Origin of the sequence: Brachybacterium sp. GPGPB12 (genome assembly GCF_038396325.1) — a bacterium.
In the GTDB taxonomy this organism is placed as follows: domain Bacteria; phylum Actinomycetota; class Actinomycetes; order Actinomycetales; family Dermabacteraceae; genus Brachybacterium; species Brachybacterium conglomeratum.
Genome location: NZ_CP149573.1, coordinates 2,698,232 through 2,716,964 on the forward strand (window position 1 = coordinate 2,698,232; position 18,733 = coordinate 2,716,964).

Annotated in this window: 21 protein-coding genes and 1 pseudogene; 9 read left to right on the forward strand and 13 right to left on the reverse strand. The window is 70.4% G+C overall.

Annotated elements, in window-relative coordinates; genetic code table 11:
• Positions 1-197: 197 nt before the first annotated feature.
• Positions 198-683, reverse strand: coding sequence for a hypothetical protein (locus WKH84_RS15705; RefSeq protein WP_341856922.1), 486 nt, complete (start codon positions 681-683; stop codon positions 198-200).
• A complete protein-coding gene (locus WKH84_RS15710) occupies positions 581-1,714 on the reverse strand; it encodes an MFS transporter (protein ID WP_341854335.1) in 1,134 nt (377 codons plus the stop codon). The genes WKH84_RS15705 and WKH84_RS15710 overlap by 103 nt, the downstream gene beginning before the upstream one ends.
• Positions 1,715-1,919: 205 nt before the next feature.
• Here WKH84_RS15710 and WKH84_RS15715 point away from each other — a divergent pair, with 205 nt between their 5' ends.
• From WKH84_RS15715 to WKH84_RS15730, 4 genes are all read left to right on the forward strand, one after another.
• A complete protein-coding gene (locus tag WKH84_RS15715; RefSeq protein WP_341854336.1) occupies positions 1,920-3,077 on the forward strand; it encodes a transglycosylase family protein in 1,158 nt (385 codons plus the stop codon).
• A gap of 253 nt (positions 3,078-3,330) precedes the next feature.
• Positions 3,331-3,561, forward strand: coding sequence for a hypothetical protein (locus WKH84_RS15720; RefSeq protein ID WP_341854337.1), 231 nt, complete (start codon positions 3,331-3,333; stop codon positions 3,559-3,561).
• Entirely contained in the window at positions 3,555-4,601 is a 1,047-nt protein-coding gene (locus tag WKH84_RS15725) for a GNAT family N-acetyltransferase (protein ID WP_341854338.1), read from the forward strand. Before WKH84_RS15720 ends, WKH84_RS15725 begins: the two co-directional genes overlap by 7 nt.
• 533 nt (positions 4,602-5,134) lie before the next feature.
• On the forward strand, positions 5,135-5,851 hold the full coding sequence (locus WKH84_RS15730) for a GNAT family N-acetyltransferase (protein WP_341854339.1): 717 nt from the start codon (positions 5,135-5,137) through the stop codon (positions 5,849-5,851).
• 547 nt (positions 5,852-6,398) lie between these two features.
• Here WKH84_RS15730 and WKH84_RS15735 read toward each other — a convergent pair.
• Complete coding sequence (locus WKH84_RS15735; protein ID WP_341854340.1) at positions 6,399-6,869, reverse strand: hypothetical protein; 471 nt, start codon at positions 6,867-6,869, stop codon at positions 6,399-6,401.
• Here WKH84_RS15735 and WKH84_RS15740 point away from each other — a divergent pair.
• The 4 genes from WKH84_RS15740 to WKH84_RS15755 all read left to right on the forward strand — a co-directional run bounded on the left by WKH84_RS15740 (position 6,853) and on the right by WKH84_RS15755 (position 11,501).
• The gene (locus WKH84_RS15740) at positions 6,853-8,064 is read left to right on the forward strand and encodes a polysaccharide biosynthesis protein (RefSeq protein ID WP_341854341.1); all 1,212 of its coding nucleotides are present in this window, start codon (positions 6,853-6,855) and stop codon (positions 8,062-8,064) included. The genes WKH84_RS15735 and WKH84_RS15740 overlap by 17 nt on opposite strands.
• A 79-nt stretch (positions 8,065-8,143) precedes the next feature.
• Entirely contained in the window at positions 8,144-9,226 is a 1,083-nt protein-coding gene (locus WKH84_RS15745) for a DegT/DnrJ/EryC1/StrS family aminotransferase (RefSeq protein WP_341854342.1), read from the forward strand.
• The gene (locus WKH84_RS15750) at positions 9,226-10,374 is read left to right on the forward strand and encodes a sugar transferase (protein ID WP_341854343.1); all 1,149 of its coding nucleotides are present in this window, start codon (positions 9,226-9,228) and stop codon (positions 10,372-10,374) included. The genes WKH84_RS15745 and WKH84_RS15750 overlap by 1 nt, the downstream gene beginning before the upstream one ends.
• Positions 10,375-10,379: 5 nt before the next feature.
• On the forward strand, positions 10,380-11,501 hold the full coding sequence (locus WKH84_RS15755) for a GNAT family N-acetyltransferase (protein WP_341854344.1): 1,122 nt from the start codon (positions 10,380-10,382) through the stop codon (positions 11,499-11,501).
• A 166-nt stretch (positions 11,502-11,667) separates the two neighbouring features.
• Here WKH84_RS15755 and WKH84_RS15760 read toward each other — a convergent pair whose 3' ends face one another.
• The gene (locus tag WKH84_RS15760; RefSeq protein ID WP_341854345.1) at positions 11,668-11,880 is read right to left on the reverse strand and encodes a hypothetical protein; all 213 of its coding nucleotides are present in this window, start codon (positions 11,878-11,880) and stop codon (positions 11,668-11,670) included.
• 157 nt (positions 11,881-12,037) lie between these two features.
• Here WKH84_RS15760 and WKH84_RS15765 point away from each other — a divergent pair, with 157 nt between their 5' ends.
• Positions 12,038-12,796 carry a peptidoglycan bridge formation glycyltransferase FemA/FemB family protein gene (locus tag WKH84_RS15765; RefSeq protein ID WP_341854346.1) on the forward strand — a complete coding sequence of 253 codons (759 nt, stop codon included), beginning with the start codon at positions 12,038-12,040 and terminating at the stop codon, positions 12,794-12,796.
• A 35-nt stretch (positions 12,797-12,831) separates the two neighbouring features.
• On the opposite strand, the pseudogene WKH84_RS15770 reads toward WKH84_RS15765, so the two are convergent.
• From WKH84_RS15770 to WKH84_RS15810, 9 genes and pseudogenes are all read right to left on the reverse strand, one after another.
• A pseudogene (locus WKH84_RS15770) lies at positions 12,832-13,690 on the reverse strand (glycosyltransferase family 2 protein).
• Entirely contained in the window at positions 13,677-14,021 is a 345-nt protein-coding gene (locus WKH84_RS15775) for a hypothetical protein (RefSeq protein ID WP_341854347.1), read from the reverse strand. The pseudogene WKH84_RS15770 and the gene WKH84_RS15775 overlap by 14 nt, the downstream one beginning before the upstream one ends.
• 48 nt (positions 14,022-14,069) lie before the next feature.
• Positions 14,070-14,267, reverse strand: a complete 198-nt coding sequence (locus WKH84_RS15780; RefSeq protein WP_341854348.1) for a hypothetical protein — start codon at positions 14,265-14,267, stop codon at positions 14,070-14,072.
• Positions 14,267-14,857, reverse strand: coding sequence for a hypothetical protein (locus WKH84_RS15785; protein ID WP_341854349.1), 591 nt, complete (start codon positions 14,855-14,857; stop codon positions 14,267-14,269). Before WKH84_RS15785 ends, WKH84_RS15780 begins: the two co-directional genes overlap by 1 nt.
• 87 nt (positions 14,858-14,944) lie before the next feature.
• A complete protein-coding gene (locus tag WKH84_RS15790) occupies positions 14,945-15,367 on the reverse strand; it encodes a hypothetical protein (protein ID WP_341854350.1) in 423 nt (140 codons plus the stop codon).
• Positions 15,349-16,014, reverse strand: coding sequence for a hypothetical protein (locus tag WKH84_RS15795; RefSeq protein WP_341854351.1), 666 nt, complete (start codon positions 16,012-16,014; stop codon positions 15,349-15,351). Before WKH84_RS15795 ends, WKH84_RS15790 begins: the two co-directional genes overlap by 19 nt.
• Positions 16,011-17,252: a glycosyltransferase family 4 protein gene (locus WKH84_RS15800; protein ID WP_341854352.1), complete on the reverse strand. Its 1,242-nt coding sequence runs from the start codon at positions 17,250-17,252 to the stop codon at positions 16,011-16,013. The genes WKH84_RS15795 and WKH84_RS15800 overlap by 4 nt, the downstream gene beginning before the upstream one ends.
• Complete coding sequence (locus WKH84_RS15805) at positions 17,249-17,530, reverse strand: hypothetical protein (protein ID WP_341854353.1); 282 nt, start codon at positions 17,528-17,530, stop codon at positions 17,249-17,251. The genes WKH84_RS15800 and WKH84_RS15805 overlap by 4 nt, the downstream gene beginning before the upstream one ends.
• The gene (locus WKH84_RS15810) at positions 17,521-18,732 is read right to left on the reverse strand and encodes an O-antigen ligase family protein (protein WP_341854354.1); all 1,212 of its coding nucleotides are present in this window, start codon (positions 18,730-18,732) and stop codon (positions 17,521-17,523) included. The genes WKH84_RS15805 and WKH84_RS15810 overlap by 10 nt, the downstream gene beginning before the upstream one ends.
• Position 18,733 lies beyond the last annotated feature (1 nt).

Here is an 18,733-nt window from a genome sequence, read left to right on the forward strand (position 1 = left end):
GTAAGTTACTGACGAGTCACCTTTTATGTCCGGTTCCGTACGTATTCGTGGTCTATGTCATGAACTGCGTGTTTCGTCCGTCACGATCCGGAGCTGTGCAGTCGGTCGGGGCGCGCTCGGCGCGAGAGCGCGCAACGAGAAGCGACCGCACCCGGAGGGGTGCGGTCGCTTCTGAGCGGGGCGGGGCGGTCGGGCTCTCAGGCCGGGGCGACCGTCTCCTCGGGCTCCGTCGGCCCGGCGTCGACGGGGCGGTCCCCGGCGTCGGCCGGATTGCGGCGGATGAACAGCGCGATCGCCACGGTGACCAGCCCCAGCACCGCCGAGATCGTGAACGCCGCCGAGGTGCCCGCGGAGATCCCCTCGAGCTCCGAGGCGCCGCCCGCGGTGGTGTCCGCCGCGACCCGCGCCATCACCGAGACCATCAGCGCGGCGCCGGCCGCGCCCGCGACCTGCTGCACCGTGCCCACGATCGCCGAGCCGTGCGGGTACAGGCGTCGCGGCAGCGAGCCCATCGCCGTGGTCATCAGCGGCGTGAACACGAAGGCGAGCCCCAGCGACATCACCACGTGGCCCACCACGATCAGCCACGCCTGCTCCGGCACGCGGGACATGATCCCGATGCCCACCACCACCGCGGCGAGGCCCGGCACCAGCAGCGGCCGCGGTGCGACGCGGTCGAACAGCCGCCCGACGAACGGGGCCAGCAGACCCATCGCCAGACCGCCCGGCAAAGCATCATCAGCCCCACCGACAGCGTGGACAGCTCCAGCACCCGCTGCAGGAAGATCGGCGGCAGCACCACCACCCCGAACATCGAGCCCATCATCACCACCATCAGCCCGACCGCGACGGCGAAGTTGCGGCTGGCGAAGGTGCGCAGGTCCAGCGAGCGCCCGCTCGCGGCGCTGCGCGCCGCGGCTGGCGCAAAGACGAACAGCGCCAGCGCCACCACGCCCACCGCGAGCGCCACCAGCGCCGTCGTCGGCGGACCGGACGGAGCCTCGCCCCCGCCGTGCCCGCCGCCGGAGATTCCGGTGAGCCCGTAGACCAGCGGCCCGAAGCCCACCGCGGACAGCGGCACCGAGAGCGCATCGGCCGGCTTCGGATCCGACTCCGAGACGTTCTCGATGCGGCGCGCCCCGATCGCCAGCGCCGCCACCGCGATCGGCGGCACCAGCACGAACAGGAACCGCCACGGCGCGAAGGAGAGGATCAGTCCCGACAGCGTGGGGCCGAGCGCCGGCGCGACCGAGATGACGATCGAGATGTTGCCCATCACCTGGCCGTGCCGCGAGGGCGGGACCAGGTTCATCACCGTGGTCATCAGCGGCGGCATCATGATCGCCGTGCCCGAGGCCTGCACGATCCGACCCAGCAGCGGCGGCAGGAACGCGGGGGAGACCGCGCAGATCAGGGTGCCGGCCGTGAAGGTCGACATCGCGATCGCGAACACCTGCCGGGTGGAGAAGCGCCCCATGAGGAAGCCGGTGATCGGGATGACCACGGCCATGGTGAGCATGAACCCCGTCGTCAGCCACTGCGCGGTGGTCTCGAGCAGGTCCAGGTCGTCCATGATCGGCGGCAGTGCGACCGACAGGATCGTCTCGTTCAGGATCACCACGAAAGCACTGATCAGGAGCAGGACGATGACGCTGCGATCGCGCGGGGAGAGCGCGGCGGAAGGAGGCGCGGCAGGGGCGGGGGAGCGGGTCACCGAGGGAGTGTAGGCCTCGTGCGGGCGGGCGCGACAGGGAATTCCGGGCGCATCACAGCGGCGCCCGACGCGTCGCACGCGACGGGTGCCGGCGCGTGAACGACACGACTGTATTTCCTCGATAGATACAACGGCGTCATTCGCGTTTGTCCCCTGAAATCCCAGAATTGGGTAAAGGAATCCCCTTCGCCGGGGAATCTTCTGGGTGCGCGCACTGTCGCGAGCCCGGGCAGGGCGTCACCGTGGAGGGGTGCCCGGAGCGGGCGTGCAGGTCAGCGGGCTTCCCGTCGGCCGCACCCTCCGCCGTGCGGCCATCCCGCCTCTTTGCCCCACCCGGGCCGCGCCTTCCCCCAGCGAGGAGTCCCCGATGACCGCGACCCGCACCAACACCCACCGCGCCCCCGGCCGCGCCGTCGCCTTCCGCGGCGTGAACGTGGCCCCGAAGCTCGCCGCCGCCACCGGCGGCGCCGTGGTAGTCGCAGGTCTCGGGCTCGCCGGCGCAGAGAGCGCCACCGCCCAGGGGACCGTCTGGGACGAGGTCGCCCAGTGCGAGTCCGGCGGCAACTGGTCCATCAACACCGGCAACGGCTACTACGGCGGCCTGCAGTTCTCCGGCTCCACCTGGCGGGCCTTCGGCGGCGGCGAGTACGCCTCCACGGCGAACCAGGCGAGCAAGGCCGAGCAGATCGCCGTCGCCCAGCGCACCCTCCAGGCCCAGGGGCCCGGCGCCTGGCCCACCTGCGGCAAGAAGGCCGGTCTCACCCGCTCGAACGGCGGCGCCGATGCGAACGCGCGGACCCGGCCGCAGTTCGGGCGGCGACTCCCGCGACGCGGACCGCACCAGCCCCTCCTCCGGCGCGCTCGTGGTCGACGGCAAGTTCGGGCCCGCCACCACCCGCGCCCTCCAGGGCTGGGTGGGCGTGAGCAAGGACGGCTCCCTCTCCACCTCCGACATCAAGGCCCTGCAGTCGAAGGTCGGCGCCGCGGCCGACGGGAAGATCGGGCCGGAGACCACCCGCAAGCGCGCGCCGCGATCGGGCTCGGCAGCAACGGCGCACGGGACTTCCGCTCCGACTCCTCGACCGTGAAGTCACTGCAGAACTTCCTGAACAGCGGCCGGACCGGCAGTGCCCCCGCCGTCTCGGCGCCGAAGGCCTCGGCTCCGTCCTCGAGCGCGTCCCTCGTGGTCGACGGAAAGTTCGGGCCGGCCACGACCCGTGCCCTCGAGGGCTGGGTGGGCGTGAGCCAGGACGGCTCGCTGTCCACCTCCGACATCAAGGCGCGCAGAAGAAGGTCGGCGGCGCGCAGGACGGCAAGATCGGCGCCGAGACCACCGGCAAGCTCCGCGCCGCGATGGGCCTGAAGGGCAACGGCGTGTGGGACTTTCGCACCAGCTACGGCACCGTCAAGGCGCTCCAGCAAAGCACCTCAACGGCTGAGGCGCACCCTGCGCTGAGCGCCGCGCAGCGCTCGTGCTTCTGCTTCGCGGAACGCCGCCCCTTCGATCTCGAGGGGCGGCGTTCCGGATCGTGCGGTTCCTGTGCAATCCCGGGGGCTTCGCTTCGGGCTGGGCCAGGTGTAGAGTCACACCTCGTAACGATACGGACAAAGCGGACATGCAGGACTCTCTGCGCGACTTCGTGACCTGGTGGGGGAACAGTGGTGCCTCCGTGGCCGCCGCCCTGCGCCCCTCCAGCGCCGCTCGTCGGCCCCCGGACGCCCGTCGCGTCCCCCGGGTGCGGTCAGCAGGGGTGGTGCAGTACGTCCCGGCCCTGCCGCGCGGCGTCCCGCAGGAGCGGTCTCCCCCAATCCCGGCCAGGCCGGTGCGACCGAAGGATCCTTGCTGATCATCATGGATGTGCGCACGATCGACGCCGCCGATCCGAGCTGGGGCTCCCTGCTCGAGAAGGTTCGTCACGACATCTTCCACCTGCCGGAGTATCTCGCCGTCGAGGATCGCTTCCGGGAGACCGTCACCAAACTCCTGGTCGTCGAGGAGGCAGGGGTCGTCATGCTCATGCCGCTCGTGTTCACCGCGCCGCTCAGCGGGGTCTGGGACGCCTCCTCGCCGTACCGTCATGCGGGCCCGATCTTCTCTGCTGCTGCTGACGCGGCCTGGCGCCGCCGAGCCGTGATCGCCGCCCTTGCTCACCTGCGAGAGAGCGGGGTCGTCTCGCTGTTCCTCCGCTCTCACCCGCAGGCCGGACTCGAAGAGTTCGCCGAGGTGGGATCCGTGGTCGATCACAGCCCGCACTACCTCATCCCGCTGGACCTCCCGCTCGAGGAGATCATGGCGGGGATGCGCAAGGGGCACCGGCGCAACATGCGGCGCGCTGCGAAGGAGGGGCAGGTGGCTGTCCATGATCCCGGCTGGGAGCATCTCGAGGAGTTCCACGGCATCTACTCGGCGACCATGGACCGCCTCGATGCGCGCCCCGAATACCGCTTCGATCGTCGCTACTTCGAAGGGTCGCGCGACGAGGTCGGCGAGCACGCCTCGCTGTGGGTGCTCGAGATGGACGGAATCGTCGCCGGCGCCCATGTGGTCACCGAGGTCGACGGCACTGTGCAGTACCTGCTCGGCGCCACCCACCCCGACTGCCGCGGGAAGCTCTCCCAGGTCGCGATCTTCGATGCCGTGCTGCGCTGGGCCCATGCGCGAGGTGACCGCCAGTACGTGCTGGGCGGCGGCGCGCAGGAGCCCCTGCTCCACTTCAAGGCCGGCTTCACCAAGGAGGCCGTCAGGGAGACCACCGCACGCATCGTCGTCGATCCTGTGGAGTACGCCGCGCAGAGCGCTCGATGGAGCGTGCTCAGCGGCACTGTCGCCGACGGGGTGGAGGGCTTCTTCCCCGCGTACCGCGCACCGATCGCCGAGAGGGTCTGACGCGCCGGTGCGGACCGTGCGCCGCCCGTGTAGGGTCACCCTGAGTAAAGCGGAATAAACGGACATTCGGTGCGACGCCCGGCTATCCTCTCCCGCCCGTGATCATCGTGCCGGGGCTGTCGCACCGTGGCCACGACTCCAGGAGGAGCGGACAGTGAGCGCAGTGGCAAGGATCCTTGACCCCGAACGAGCTGACGACCACGCGGAATGGATGCGGCTGTGGGAGGCGAGCGCCGCCCAGCTCCCCTTCGCGCACCCCGACGTCGCCAGACTCCTGGCGGACCCGGACGGCCGGTCGCTGGCTCTGACCGCCACCTCCGGCACCGCCGCTGCGCTCTACCCTTTCGTTCTGCGAGAAGCGGGAGAGGGTCTGCGCGACGTGACCTCCCCGTACGGCTACGGCGGGCCGCTGGTCCACGGCGAGGGCCCGAACGGCCTCCTCGGCCGCGAGTTCTGGGCGTTCTTCGAGGACTGGGCCCGCTCTGAGCGCGTGGTCTCCGAATTCGTGCGCCTGTCCCTGTTCCCGGACACCCTTGCTCATCCGGGACGGCTCCGCCCGCGCGCGCGTGAACTACGTGCGCGAGCTCCCGTCCGACGAGGTCGACGTCGCCCCGGGGTGCGAGCCCAAGGTGCGCCAGAATGCCCGACGTGCCCTCCGCGCCGGCGTGACAGCACGCATCGTCGAGGACGATTCCCTGCTCGTCGATTTCGAGCGCATCTACATCGGCACGATGGTCCGCCGGGGCGCCGCCGCCTGGTACCGCTTCGATCATGAGTTCTTCGCCGCGCTCCATGCGGGCTTCGGCGACCGGATCGCCTACGCCGTCGGCGAGCTGGACGGGACGCCCGTCTCCATGGACCTCCTGCTGCTCGGTCGCGACACCGCCTACTACTTCCTGGGTGGCACCGACTTTGATGCGGCCGGGTCCCGTCCCAACGATCTCGTGAAGCTCGCCGCGATGGAGTGGCTCGCTGCGAAGGGGTACAAGAAGTACGTGCTCGGAGGAGGGGTGCAGGCCGGGGACGGCCTCGAGCGTTACAAGCGCGGCTTCGCGCCGCAGGGCGCCGTCCAGTTCAGCACCGCCGAGCGGGTGTTGGACCCTGTCGGCTTCGATGCTCTGCTCGAGGCGCGCGGCGCCCGGGCCGGCGGCGTCGCGGAGGTCGGGGAGTTCTTCCCTGCCTATCGGGCACCTCTGCCCGACTCGGGGGACGACGAGTCGGAGCCCGCCGAGGTGAAGCCCGCCCGGTAGGAGGCGGCCGCCCGGTCCTGACCGGCGCGCCGGCGTCGGCGCCCGACACCGCGGCTGTCGTCCCCTGCCTGCTCCGAGCTCCGGCCCGACCTGTTCGGGGCTGTCCAAGCTCCTGAGGCGACTTCCCAATCGGGCAAAGTTCACGTACCGTACAGACATGTACGAAGCGGGCAAAACGGACATTCGCGCGACAGCGCAGGTCACACCTCCCGCACAACCTCTCGAGGGGGCACTGTGTCCAGCAACTCTCTGCGCTCATCCCAGCGCCCGGCCGGCCTCCCGTCCGTGACGCGCGCGCTCGGGGAGAGCGCGACGAAAGGCCTGGATCGAGCGGCGGCCGCTCGTCCGGGACCTGCATCCTTCCACGGCCGCGCTCATCCTCACCGACGCCATGCTCTGGCTCGTTGGGCTCTGGATCGCCAGCGGTCTCCGTCTCGAGTCCGCGGCGCTGAGCCGCGGCATGACGCTGGGCGAGGGGGCCACCCCCGTGGGCGGACTGCTCGTATGCGCCGCGATCGCTGCGCTCGCCTACACCCTGCTCGCACGGCTACTGCACCTGCACCAGGGACGCCACCTGGTGGGCGGCTTCGACGAGATCCGTCCCCTGGCGGCCGTGGTCGTGGCGGTCTCCGTCCTGGTCGCTCTCGTCAACGTCCTCACCCCGGAGCGAATGCTTCCGGCGACGACGCCGATCATCGCCGCGCCGCTGATCCTGGTCATGGCACTCGCCGTGCGCTACGGGCTCCGCGCCCTCTCGCTGCGTGACGTCCGCTCTGCCGGCACCGGCGGGATCGTCCCCGAGGAGACCCAGCGGGTGCTGATCGTCGGTGCTGGCGAGGTGGGACGCGATCTCGCGGACTCGATGCGCCGGGACCCCTCCTCCACCTGGGAGCCGGTCGCCTTCCTGGACGACGATTCCCGCAAGCGCTTCCTGCGCCACTCCGGTCTGTCGGTGGTCGGCACGACCTCCCAGCTCGCCCATGTCACCGAGCAGGCTGCGGGTGGATGTGCTGGTCATCGCGACCACCGTGATCGGCGCCGAGACCATGACCAGCCTGACCGCCGAGGCGAAGCGACTGGGCATCTCCGTGAAGATCGTCCCCCCTCTGCGGGAGATGATCGACGGGGTGCGCCACACGGATCTGCGGGACGTGCAGACGGAGGACCTTCTGGGCCGCAATCCCGTGGCCACCGACCTCGGCACGATCGCGACCTTGATCGAGGGCAGGACCGTGCTGGTCACCGGCGCGGGAGGATCGATCGGCTCCGAGCTGTGCCGGCAGATCGCCAAGCTCGCCCCCGCCGAGCTGGTCATGCTCGACCGCGACGAGTCCGCGCCGCATGCCCTGATGCTCACCATGGGCGGCACCGCCGACCTCGGCGACGAGAACATGGAGCTCGCCGACATCCGCGACGCGGAACGGCTGGACGCGGTCTTCGCCCGCCATCAGCCGGACGTGGTCTTCCATGCCGCCGCGCTCAAGCACGTGAACATGCTCGAGAAGTCTCCCGACGAGGCTTTCAAGACCAACGTGCTCGGCACCCACAACGTGCTCGAGGCCGCGGACCGTCACGGTGCGAAGCACTTCGTGAACGTCTCCACCGACAAGGCCGCCGATCCCCACAACATCCTCGGCTACAGCAAGCGCATCGCCGAGGGTCTCACCGCGAACAAGGGCCTCACCGCCGGTCACGGCACCTGGCTCAGCGTCCGCTTCGGCAACGTGCTGGCTACCCGCGGCTCCGTGATCCACACCTTCATCGCGCAGATCGAGAAAGGCGGGCCGGTCACCGTCACCGACCCCGAGGTCACTCGCTACTTCATGACCGTCTCCGAAGCGGTCCAACTGGTCCTGCAGGCCGCGGTCCTCGGCGAGAGCGGCCGAGCCCTGGTGCTGGACATGGGCGAACCGGTCCCGATCGTGAAGCTCGCGCACCAGCTCATCGAAGCATCCGGCAAGGACATCGCGATCGAATACTCGGGCCTGCGCCCCGGTGAGAAGCTCCACGAGGACCTGTTCGCCCCCGGCGAGGACTCCACGGTCACCTCCCACCCGCTCATCCGCGGTGTGCCCGTCGTGCCGGTCTCCCGTCTGGAGTCGCCGACCCTCGCCGATCTTCGCAGCGGCCCGGAGTACCGCGGCGTCATGGCGGCGATCTGCGGAGCCATGTCCCTTCCTGTTGAGTCCGTTCCCACTGCATCGGGGTTCTGAATCATGTCACGCATCCTCCTCTCCGGTCCGGACGTCACCATCGCCGAGCGCGCGCCGTCGCCGACGCCTTCGACTCCGGGTGGATCGCCCCACTCGGCCCGGCGGTGGACGCGTTCGAGGCCGCCATGGCCGAGCGCGTGGGGCGGCGCGCGCCGTCGCCCTCGCCTCCGGCACCTCTGCACTCCACCTCGGGCCGCTCGCCTGGGGCGTGGGTCCCGGTGACGTGGTCCCCACCTCCACGATGACCTTCGCCGCCACGGCCAACGCGATCGTGTACACCGGGGCGACCCCGTACTTCATCGACTCCGATCCCGAGACCGGACAGATGGACCCCGACCTGCTCGAGCGCGCCCTGTGCGAGCTGAAGGCCGAGGGCCGATCGGTGCCGGCGGTCGTGCCTGTGGACCTCCTCGGCCGCTGCGTGGACTACACCCGCATCGTCGAGATCGCCCACGCCCACGGCGCCAGGGTCCTCGCCGATGCGGCCGAGTCGCTCGGAGCCTGGCATGCGGGCGTCCCCGCGGGTAAGCACGGCGACGCTGCGATCTTCTCCTTCAACGGCAACAAGGTCATGACCACCTCCGGCGGCGGCATGTACCTCACCGACGACGAGGTCGCCGCCGCCCGGGTGCGTCACCTCGCCACCCAGGCCCGTGAACCCGTCGCCCACTACGAGCACCGCGACATCGGTTTCAACTACCGCCTCTCAAACCTCCTGGCCGCCATGGGGCTCGCCCAGCTCGCCCGGCTCGACGAGATGCTCGAGCGGCGTCGCGCCCGCCGCGAGGCCTATGCGGAGCTCGTCGCGGACGTGCCGGGCGTCGAGGTGTTCCAGCGCCGAGGGGACGAGGACGACAACTGCTGGCTGACGGCATTGATCGTCGATCCGAAGGTGGCGGGGTTCGACGCGGCGAGCCTCGGCGCCGTCCTCGCCGCCGCGGGTGCCGAGAGTCGGCCGCTGTGGAAGCCGATGCACCTCCAGCCCGTGTTCGCCGCCATGCCCCACCTCACCAACGGCAGTGCCGAGCGCATGTTCCGCACCGGTCTGACCGTGCCGAGCGGCTCCGCGCTCACGGCCGAGGAGGGCGAGCGGGTCGCGATCGTCGCGCGCAGGGCCCTCGCCGTCCGCCACGCTCCGGTGCCCGTGGCCGGAGCCGTGTGATGGTCCAGCCGACGACCGGGGCGGCGGACGGGTCGCTGCGCGGCCGTCGACGACGTCCGTCGGGTGTGGCCGCCGCGTTCCAGCAGCGGTACCCGGTACGTCTGACACCGGAGCAGCAGAGGTACCTCGCTGCTCGGCGCCGCGCCGAAACGGTCCTGGCCGGTCTGGGACTCGCCGTCGCCGCCCTGCCGATGCTCGCGATCTCCGTGGGCGTCGCCGCGACCATGGGTCGGCCGGTCCTGTTCACCCAGGACCGCATCACCCAGGACGGGCGCATCTTCCGGGCGCGCAAGTTCCGCTCGATGCGCCCGCCCGCCCCCGGTGCCGAGGACGACAGAGATCGCCTGGTCCCCTTCGGGCGGTCGCTGCGGGAGACCAGCCTGGACGAGTCGCCGAGCCTGTGGAACATCCTCGTCGGCGACATGAGCATCGTCGGCCCGCGCCCCCTGACCACCGACTACCTGGGCCGGTTCAGCGCCGACCAGTTCACCCGGCACGCCGTCCCCGCCGGGCTCACCGGCTACGCGCAGGTCAACGGTCGCAACGGTCTGGACTGGGACGAGCGCTTCATCATGGACCAGGAGTACGTGCGTCGGCTCGGCCTCGACCTGGACCTGTGGATCCTCCGCGACACCGTGATGACGGTGCGCGCGCCGCGCGGCGTGACGGATGCCGGGGGAGTCAGCATGGCTGACTTCCCCGGTCCGCAGTCCACCGTCGACCTGGTCATGGAGGGCCCCGACGAGAACGGCGCCTGGCGGCGCGTGGACCGCGACGGAAGGACCGTCCTGCAGGGCGAGGCCGAGGTGCACCGAGACCTCGCCCGAGTGCGCCTGGGGCCGGAGGACCCCACCGCCTCCTCCCTTCTCGACGAGGCTCTGCTCCTGGTCGCCAGCCGCCTGCGACGCACCGACGAGGTCGAGTGGGCGTACCTCGAACCGGCCGACGACCCTTCCGAGGCTCTCGTCGCCGCGCTCGAGCGCGCGGGCTACACCGCGCCCGACTCCGGGGTGCGCTTCCCGACCGGCGAGCGGCCGCCCCTGGAGGCGGGGCGGCCGGCGCCTCGATTCCTCGCCTTCCTCGGCCTGCCCGAGGAAGCGAATGCCATTGCCCCTCCGACCTGCGAGAGCCGAGGAAGGCCAGGATGACCACCATGTTCACCGCAGACACGACGTTCGAGAGCGCGTGGGGGGCTGACAGTGCGGGCCGCGCCACCGGGGGCGCTCTGCGCCTCCTCGACCACGGCACTGTGGAGGGACGGGCGGCCTGGGAGGCCGTCTGGCGTCGCGCCGGCCAGGGCGAGGTGTTCGCCCACCCCGACTACTGCGCGGACAGGGCCCTTCCCGGAGAGCGAGCGCTCTGCGCCGCGATGGAGTTCCCCGACGGGGCGCTGATCATCTACCCGTTCCTCGTGCGCGCCATCACGCACGATGCCGCGGGCGCGCCGGTCGCCGAGGGGCTGTGGGACATCTACACGCCACTGGTCTACGGAGGTCCCCTCGGCCATGACGCCTCGGGGGCGCAGGTCGAGGAGTTCTGGTGCGCAATGCGCGCCTGGGCGCGCCACCACAGCGTGGTCAGCGAGATCATCCGCTTCACGCCGATCGCCCGACACCGTCTCCCCTACCCGGGAACAGCGCGCCGACAGGCCCCGCACGTGGTCATCGATCTCGAGGGCGGCGAAGAGGGCATTCTCGCCCGCATGCGCAAGAGTGCACGGCGTCTGTATCGCAGGGCCCTCGACGCCGGAGTCACCGTGCGGATCGAGAACAGCGAGGCCGGGATCGAAGACTTCCTGGCGATCCACGACGAGACCATGACACGGGCCGGGGCGTACGAGCGGTTCCGCCTCCGCCCCGAGGACCTCCGTGCCCTGCACCGCGCGGTGCCGGAGCACCTGTTCTACGTCTTCGCCTGCCAGGACGGGCGCCCGGTCGCGGTCGAGGTCGTGCCGCGGCGCGGGGACTCCAGCCACGCCTATCTGGGCGGCACCCTCACAGCAGCGCTCCGGACCGGTGCCACCACCGTTGTCTCCATCGCCGCCGCCGTGGAGGCTCAGCGCCGGGGAAGCCGCGAGCACGTGCTCGGCGGCGGGGTCACGAACACGATCGACGATTCCCTGCTCGAGTTCAAACGAAGTCTCGCCCGGGAGGGGGACCGGGACTACTTCACCGGGGAGCAGGTGTTCCTCGAGGACGAGTACGAGCGGCTCTGCGCGCCCGTGCCATCGCAGGGGAGCGGCTTCTTCCCCCTCTATCGAGCGCGCGCGCCGTGACGCGCCACCTGCCCGGGCAGGAGCCCGGCCGCCCGGATGCGCCGGCCCGAGGGACGGACCAGCGATGACGGGCCCGATCACAGCCCGCAGTGCAGCAAGGACGCGACGGCCTGTCGCGCTGGTCCGCAGGATCGAGGCTGTCGACTTCTGCGCCTTCCTCCGCACCTCACCGTTCGCGGGATACCAGCAGACGCCCGCGTGGGCGTGGGTGCGGCGCGACGAATGGAGCTTCGAGCTCCTCGGGCTCTTCGACACCGAGGACGATCTCGTCGGCATCGCCCTCGTCCGACATCGCGACCTCCCCCTTCTGCCGTGGAGGCTCAGCTACATCCCCGAGGGTCCGCTGCTGGACTGGGCGGGCGAGGACGTCGCGGAGCATCTGCGCGCGCTCAGCGAGTACCTGCGTTCACGCGGGACCTTCACCCTGATCATCAGCCCCCCGCTCTCCGTCCGGCGATGGGACGCGAGCACGGTCAAGCAGGCACTGGCCGCGCAGCGACCGACGGAGTGGGCGGACCTCGCCCCCGACGACACCGATGCAACGGGGGGCGCGAGCGACCTTCCTGCTCGAGCGCGCGGGATGGTCCAGGGTGAGCGAGGGAGGCCGCTTCGGGGACAGCCAGCCGCTCTACAACTGCTGGCTCAGTCTGTCCGGTCGCACGGAGGACGAGGTCCTCGCACGGATGTCCCGCGCATGGCGCAAGAACCTCCGCCGGGCCGAGAGGGACGGCGTGGAAGTCCTGGACGGGACACGCGCGGATCTGCCCGAAGTGCACCGGCCGCATCTGGAGACGGTCGAGCGCTTGGGTCTCCAGGCTCAGTCGCTCAGCTACTTCGAGAACCTGTGGGATGCCATGGCCTCCGGCGGTCCCGGTCGGTTCCACATGGTCATCGCCCGTCATGAGGGGGAGCTGATCTCCGCCTACGCCACCTCGACGGTGGGCAGGCGGGCTCAGGGAATCTTCTCCGTGAGCGGCTCGCACAAGCGCGACCTGAAGGGATCCAACGCGGTGTATCGCGGGATCATCGCTCATGCGCTGGCGGACGGCGCAGAGTACTTCGACATCGGTGGCGTCGCCGACTCCCTGGCGGAGTCCGCCGCGGAATCGGGGGTGCTCCGGTACAAGATCGAGCTCGGCTGTGAGGCCCGCGAGTACGTCGGCGGATGGGAGCTTCCGCTGATCGCGCCGATGCACAGGGCCTTCGGTGCACTGCCGCCGCTGTATGCGCGTCTCTCCCAGCTCAGAGCGGATCTCGGGCGTCGACGGGCAACGGCCCGCCAGGCCCGGGTGTGAGGGGAATGCGCTGAGCCGCCCTCGGACGGGGCGGCTCAGCCGCCCTGCCGTCGAACGTTGCGCGGCGTGCGGAGCGCGAGCCTCCGCGCGATCCGCCCCAGCATGATCGACTCCGCAAGGAAGAACTGCGGACCTGAGATCACGCCGTCGTGGCGGAGCAGGACGAAGGTCTCGTGCTCACCGGCGACCATCTTCCAGATCCTGCTCGAGAGGCCGCTCGTGCCGAACTGCGCCTTGTGGAAGTACGCGAGCGGGGTCGGGAGCGTGAGCACCTCGCCGAGCGCGGCGATACGGATCCACAGCTCGTAGTCCTCCGCGAAGGAGCGCCCCGTGGTGAAGCGCGGCGGCAGATCGCGTCGAAGGAGCACGGAGGAGGTCGTGTGGGGATTCCGCACCAGGTGATGCCGCATCCGGAGACGCTCCGGTCCGACGCTGTCCAGAGGGCGCGGTGCCTTCGCGCCGCCCGAGAGCTCGAAGGAGTCCGCACTGATCATCAGGGTGGCCGGCGTGAGAGCCCCCATCTGCGACCCGAGCCGACGGGGATGCCACGAGTCGTCGCTGTCCAGGAAGGCGATCCAGTCCCCGCGGGCGACATCCCAGCCACGGTTCCTCGCTGTGGCCGGCCCGTGGTTCCGCTCCTGCTCCAGTACGCGCACCGGGAACGGGAGACCCGTGAAGTCCAGGGCGCGCGCGGCCCAGCTCCTCAGGAGCCGAGCAGTCGTCGACGATGATGACCTCGAGAGGCAGGAGCGTCTGCGCGGCGGCCCCGGCCAGTGCCCGGCCGAGCGAGGCGGTGCTGTTGTAGTGCGGGATCACCACACTCACCGAGGGCGAGTCCGGAGCGGGTACGGCGTTGCGCCTCGAGGGTGCGGACGCGGGATCAGTGAGGGACATGGAGAGCCACCCGTCGTCGAGTCAGAAGGAGTCGAGCGGTGAAGAACCGGGCGAGATAGGCACAGGTCATCGAAAGGATCCCGGCCAGCACCCACTCGGTGGTGCCGATCAGTGCTGCGAGCAGCAGGGGGATCACGGCACCGACCAGGGTCGCGACGGTGGCGACGAGCTGGCTTCGGTACCAGTTCAGCACCAGCATGACGGTGGAGTTCAGATAGCCGAGGTCGCACGCGGTCGCCGTCACGCCGAATGCGAGGAGCTCGAGCGGCCCGGCGCCGAAGGCATCGCCGTAGACCAGCCTCAGGAATGAGTCGCCCAGGAGGACGACCACGATGACGAGCGGAAGGCTGAATCCCGAGAGCAAGCACGGTGTGGCGAGTCATCCGGTGCAAAGCACTGATGCGGCGCCCTCGTCCGCGAGCAGGCGACGGTAGGTGGTGATGAGGATCGTCTGCGCGCTCGCCCCGAGGAGATTCGCGGCCACGATCAGATACGCCGCCGCGGTGAAGCGCCCGACCTCCTGCAGAACGGTGTGCGCCTGGAGGAACCACACCGGGATCGATGCGACGAGGCTCATCAGACCGGTGGATGCCGTGATGGGGCGCGCCGCGGAGGCCAGCCGGCGCCAATCGACCGCCTCCCCCTCTCGGCCGCGAAGCGCGAGGAGCGACCGAGCACGGTCGCGCATACGCCGAGGACGAACGACACCGCGCCGAAGCACGCGAGCGGCACCCCGATGGGTGCTGAGATCCATGCGGCGAACGAGATCACCGCGATACTCGCAAGGGCGTTCGCGCAGGTGAGGCCGCCGAGCAGGGTGAAGCGCCCCTGACGCTGGATCCTGGCGCAAGCGATGTCCGAGAAGCCGTCGGCGACCTTCATGACCGCCAGGCCGAGGAAGATCCCCCAGTAGGGCGCCGCGATGAGGCAGTAGACCGCCAGGAGCACGAACGCGATGGCGAGTCCAGCGATCCGCCAGCGGAGGAAGTAGTGCCATCGCGGTGCTCCTGACACCGAGACGTACACATTGCGCAGTCCGAGCCCGAGGAAGATGAAGAGCGGTGTCGCCCCTGCGAGCACCACGGAGTAGTTCCCGAGGCCCGCCGCGCCGTACGTGGCAGCGATCAGCCAGACGACGAACCAGTGCGAGATCCCGCCGCCGACCATCCCGCCGAGGATCAGCAGGAAGCCGGTGGCGCGGGCGAGGCCCCCGGGGGTCGGATCTCGGGCTCCGCCTCCGGAGCTGTTCGCGTCTCAGACATGCGTGAGATCCTTGAAATAGGTACGACGGGCGCGCCCGATGTAGTCCTGGGGCTCCCGGTCGAGGCTCTGGCCCGGATCGAGAGCTGCGCTGAGTGCGGTGGAGATGTCCTCCGCGCCGACCGGAGCGCACAGGGCCGTCGATCCGGACACGTGCTGGACGAACGCCCGACACTTCGGGTGGTGATCGAGCATCAGGAACCGCCCTCCGGAGAGGTAGGCGACGATCGCTCCGTGGAGCCGCTGGCTCATGACGAGAGAGGCGGAGGTCAGCGGCTCCACAGTGCGCTCGAGGCCCAGGTCGAGGAAGTCGCTCGTCCCGCACTCGACGTGCTGGTCGCGAAGCGCCCCGGCGAGCTCGCGCAACAGCTTCTCGTCGCCCGATCGGGGGTGGCCGTTCAGTGCCAGCAGATGCACCGAGGAGGGGGCGCCCCTCTGCTGCGCGCGCGCGGCGCGCCTGGAGCACCTGATGGGCGAGGCGTCCGACGTCGGCTCCGGGCCGCGGACGAGGGGCACACGACGAGCCCGGCCCGTCGGTCCGAGGGGACCGGAGCGATCAGTGGGCTGAGCGCTGCAAGGTCCCCGCCCTGCTCGGCACCTCCCGACGGGGAGCTCGTCGCTGCCTCCGTGCCGCTGCGCTCACCCTCCAGGAACGACCAGGAGTCGTCGCGCACCACGACCCTCTCGAAGGTTCTGAGGTGCTCCACGACATTCCGCTGCGCTGTCGCATCGGGAAAGGGCCCGATCGACACCCCGAGCGCCTGCACGCGGGACGGCGGAAGCCGGCGCCGCAAGACGCCGACTCCGGACAGGTCGCCGAACACCGAACCGCCGCAGTGCACCAGCAGGTCTGCGCGGCGTGCGATGCGCGGCGTGTGGAGGACGCGCTCGACCGCGCCGAGAGGGCCGGACACCGCGTGTCGCCCCAGGTTCTTCGTGGTCAGGCACATCACCTCCGTCACATCCGGCCACAGCTCTGCCCGGCACCGCAGGACGGTGTCCAGGAACAGCTGGTCGCCGAAGTTCCCCCAGCCGAAGTAGCCGACGACGGCGATCCGCGTCACCGTGCACCCGCCCCGGGACGGACAGCGGCGGCGGAGTGCGCGGGGGACGACGCACCGGCCTCGCCCCGAGGCGAGGAGCGGACGGACGGGAGCCCGCGTTCCGTGCCGGCCGTGCGATAGAAGTCCAGGAAGCGATCGCGCACCGCTTCCCGGTCGAATCCCGAGCGGGCCCATCGCCTGCCGGCTCCACCCAGGGACGTGCATCGCGTCGGATCCTCCAGCGGCGTGATCAGGGCGTCGGCAAGGGCCCGAGGGGCGTGGAAGGGCACCAGCGGCCCCGTCGTCCCGTCCTGCACCGCGTCTCGAACTCCGGCGACGTCGCTCCCCACGGTGGGCAGTCCCATCGCGGACCCCTCCAGGAGAGTCTGGGGGAAGCCCTCTCGGGCCGACGGCAGGGTCAGCACGGACATCGCGGCGTAGTACGGCCTGACGTCGGCGCGTTCGCCCACGAGATGTACCCGTGGGTCCTGCTCCAGGAGCTTCATCGCCTCGGGATCCACCGGGTCGGTGCCGTCGGTGCCGCCCACCATGAGCAGATGCGCTCCGGGCACCCGCTCCCGGACCAGCGCCCAGGCGTCGGCGAGGGCGGCGACTCCCTTGTCCGCCACGAGGCGGCCGACGAATCCGACCACCGGCGCACCGTGAGGGATCTCCAGCTCTGCGCGCAGTGCGGCTCCCGCGTCTCGATGGGTCGCCGGGTCGAAGGCGTGCAGATCGACCCCGTTGATCGTGCCGTGGCCCAGCACGTGCCCCTTGCCGCGACGGATCACACGCTCGTCCTCGGCGAGGGCCAGCACGGACGGGCTCACGCACAGCACCTCGTGGGCGGCCGAGGTCGAGATGCGTTCGGTGGCCTTCAGGATCCTCCGCTGAATGCCCGAGGTGGTCAGGAACCGAAGGCCGTGGATCTGGTAGATGCACAGAGGCACTCCGGCCAGGCGCCCGGCGAGCGTCACGAGCAGGCCTGCCTTCGGAGTGTGGGCGTGGACGATGTCCGGCTTCTCCTCGCGCAGGATCCGGATCAGGCGGCCCAGGGTGCGCAGGTCCGTGCCGACGGAGATCCCTCGGTGCATCGGCACTGCGATCGCGCGGACCCCCTCCGTCTCCGCGATCCGGTGGAGGGACTCGTCGGGTGAGGACAGGAGGACCACGTCGATGCCGTGTGCGGCGAGATGCGCGGGCTGGGTCCGAAGGAACTGCAGCGTTGCAGGGACGGTGGTGGCATGGAGGAGCTTCATCGTCGGTCTCCGGCGGTCGGGAAGGGCTGGAAGCGGTGCTGAGGGGGAGCGGCAGGGGTTGGGTCGACGTGCTGTCGCGTCGCGGAGACCATGTGGGTGGCCACGGTGATGCCGAGAAGGAACCAGAACAGGCGCGAGTTGTTCAGCGAGAGGCCGACCGAGCTGACCAGCGGCACGATGGACGCGGTCGAGCTCGTGGCCCACAGAGCCCTGAGGGGAGGGTGCGACGGACGCATGAGCGTTGCCCGGATCGCCCAGGTCAGGAAGATCAGTGCCATCGGCGGCCCCACTCGGCCATGATCTGCAGGAAGGTGTTGTGGGCGAGCACCGGGTTGCCCGTGAGCTCTTGGGCGACGGGCAGGTATGTGCCCACCCCCACCCCGAGCAGCGGGGAGAACAGGATCAGCGCCACGGCGATCGCCCAGGCGGCGGAGCGTCCGGAGCCGTCACCGGCGATGGCGGTGTCGAAGCTGACCAGGAGAGTCGAGAGACGCTCGAGCGCCGGAACGCCGCTCACGAGCTCCGCCAGGGTCCCGCCGAGGCCTGTGCTCGGTGCGACCAGCACCACCATCGCGCCGATCCCGAGCATGGAGACGGCGGCGAGGATGCGTCGGGTGCGGGACTCCGTATCGTCCCCGAGAGACGTGCGCAGGCCCAGTGCGCGCCACACCACCAGAAGCGCGAGGGCTATCGCCCCGGTCTTCGATGCCGAGAGGAGGACGCCGCTGATGAGGATCGTGGAGGCGATGACGTTCATCCAGATCCGGATGCCGCGGTCGTACCACAGCAGAGCGATGGCGGCGCAGGTCATCACCGCATAGTTGTTGGGGTCGTTGGTCAGGCCCCGCAGGCGGAACCCGCCGTAGTAGAGCGTTCCGGTGCCGGGCAGCGGGATGACCTGGGCGATCACCGCGATGCCAGCCACCACGGTCGCGCCGGCGACGAAGGCGCGCGCCGCGAGACGGGCATGGCCCATGCGCACCACCTGCACCCCGAGCACGAGGCAGAGGAACGAGACGGCGAGCTTGGTGACGTCCTGGACGGTGTCCGAGGTGGTGATCGGTATCGAGGTCCACCGCGGGACCAGGAGCACGGTCACGCACAGCATCTGGATCGACAGGACCAGGAAGAACGCCAGAGGAGCGACCGGAACCCACAGCTTCCTCCCGAGAGCCAGAATCGCGATGAGCGCGGCCACCACCGGATCGGCGAGGGAGAGGTTCAGGCCGAAGAGCACACTGGAGTGGTTCAGCGCCAGCCCCAGGGCCACGACGCATGCGGTCACGAGCACGTCGAAGGGCTCGCGATGCAGAAGGGGGATCCGCTGTCCGTGCACCGGCTCCGAAGGAGCGGCGGGCGCCTGCGCCCGCAGGTACTGCATTGGATCGGCTGTACTCATCCTTGCCTCCGGGTCATGCCCTGCGGGGGAGATGGGAGCCGGCCGTCGGCGCGGAGGGATCCCAGGGTCGGAAATGAACAAG

Coding starts and splice junctions, on each gene's coding strand:
- WKH84_RS15720 (WP_341854337.1), top strand. CDS start 3,331: ATGCAGGACTCTCTGCGCGACTTCGTGACCTGGTGGGGGAACAGTGGT.
- WKH84_RS15735 (WP_341854340.1), bottom strand. CDS start 6,869: ATGACCAGCACATCCACCCGCAGCCTGCTCGGTGACATGGGCGAGCTG.
- WKH84_RS15750 (WP_341854343.1), top strand. CDS start 9,226: ATGGTCCAGCCGACGACCGGGGCGGCGGACGGGTCGCTGCGCGGCCGT.
- WKH84_RS15755 (WP_341854344.1), top strand. CDS start 10,380: ATGTTCACCGCAGACACGACGTTCGAGAGCGCGTGGGGGGCTGACAGT.
- WKH84_RS15760 (WP_341854345.1), bottom strand. CDS start 11,880: ATGCTCCGCGACGTCCTCGCCCGCCCAGTCCAGCAGCGGACCCTCGGG.
- WKH84_RS15765 (WP_341854346.1), top strand. CDS start 12,038: ATGCAACGGGGGGCGCGAGCGACCTTCCTGCTCGAGCGCGCGGGATGG.
- WKH84_RS15780 (WP_341854348.1), bottom strand. CDS start 14,267: ATGAGCCTCGTCGCATCGATCCCGGTGTGGTTCCTCCAGGCGCACACC.
- WKH84_RS15785 (WP_341854349.1), bottom strand. CDS start 14,857: ATGGTCGGCGGCGGGATCTCGCACTGGTTCGTCGTCTGGCTGATCGCT.
- WKH84_RS15800 (WP_341854352.1), bottom strand. CDS start 17,252: ATGAAGCTCCTCCATGCCACCACCGTCCCTGCAACGCTGCAGTTCCTT.
- WKH84_RS15805 (WP_341854353.1), bottom strand. CDS start 17,530: ATGGCACTGATCTTCCTGACCTGGGCGATCCGGGCAACGCTCATGCGT.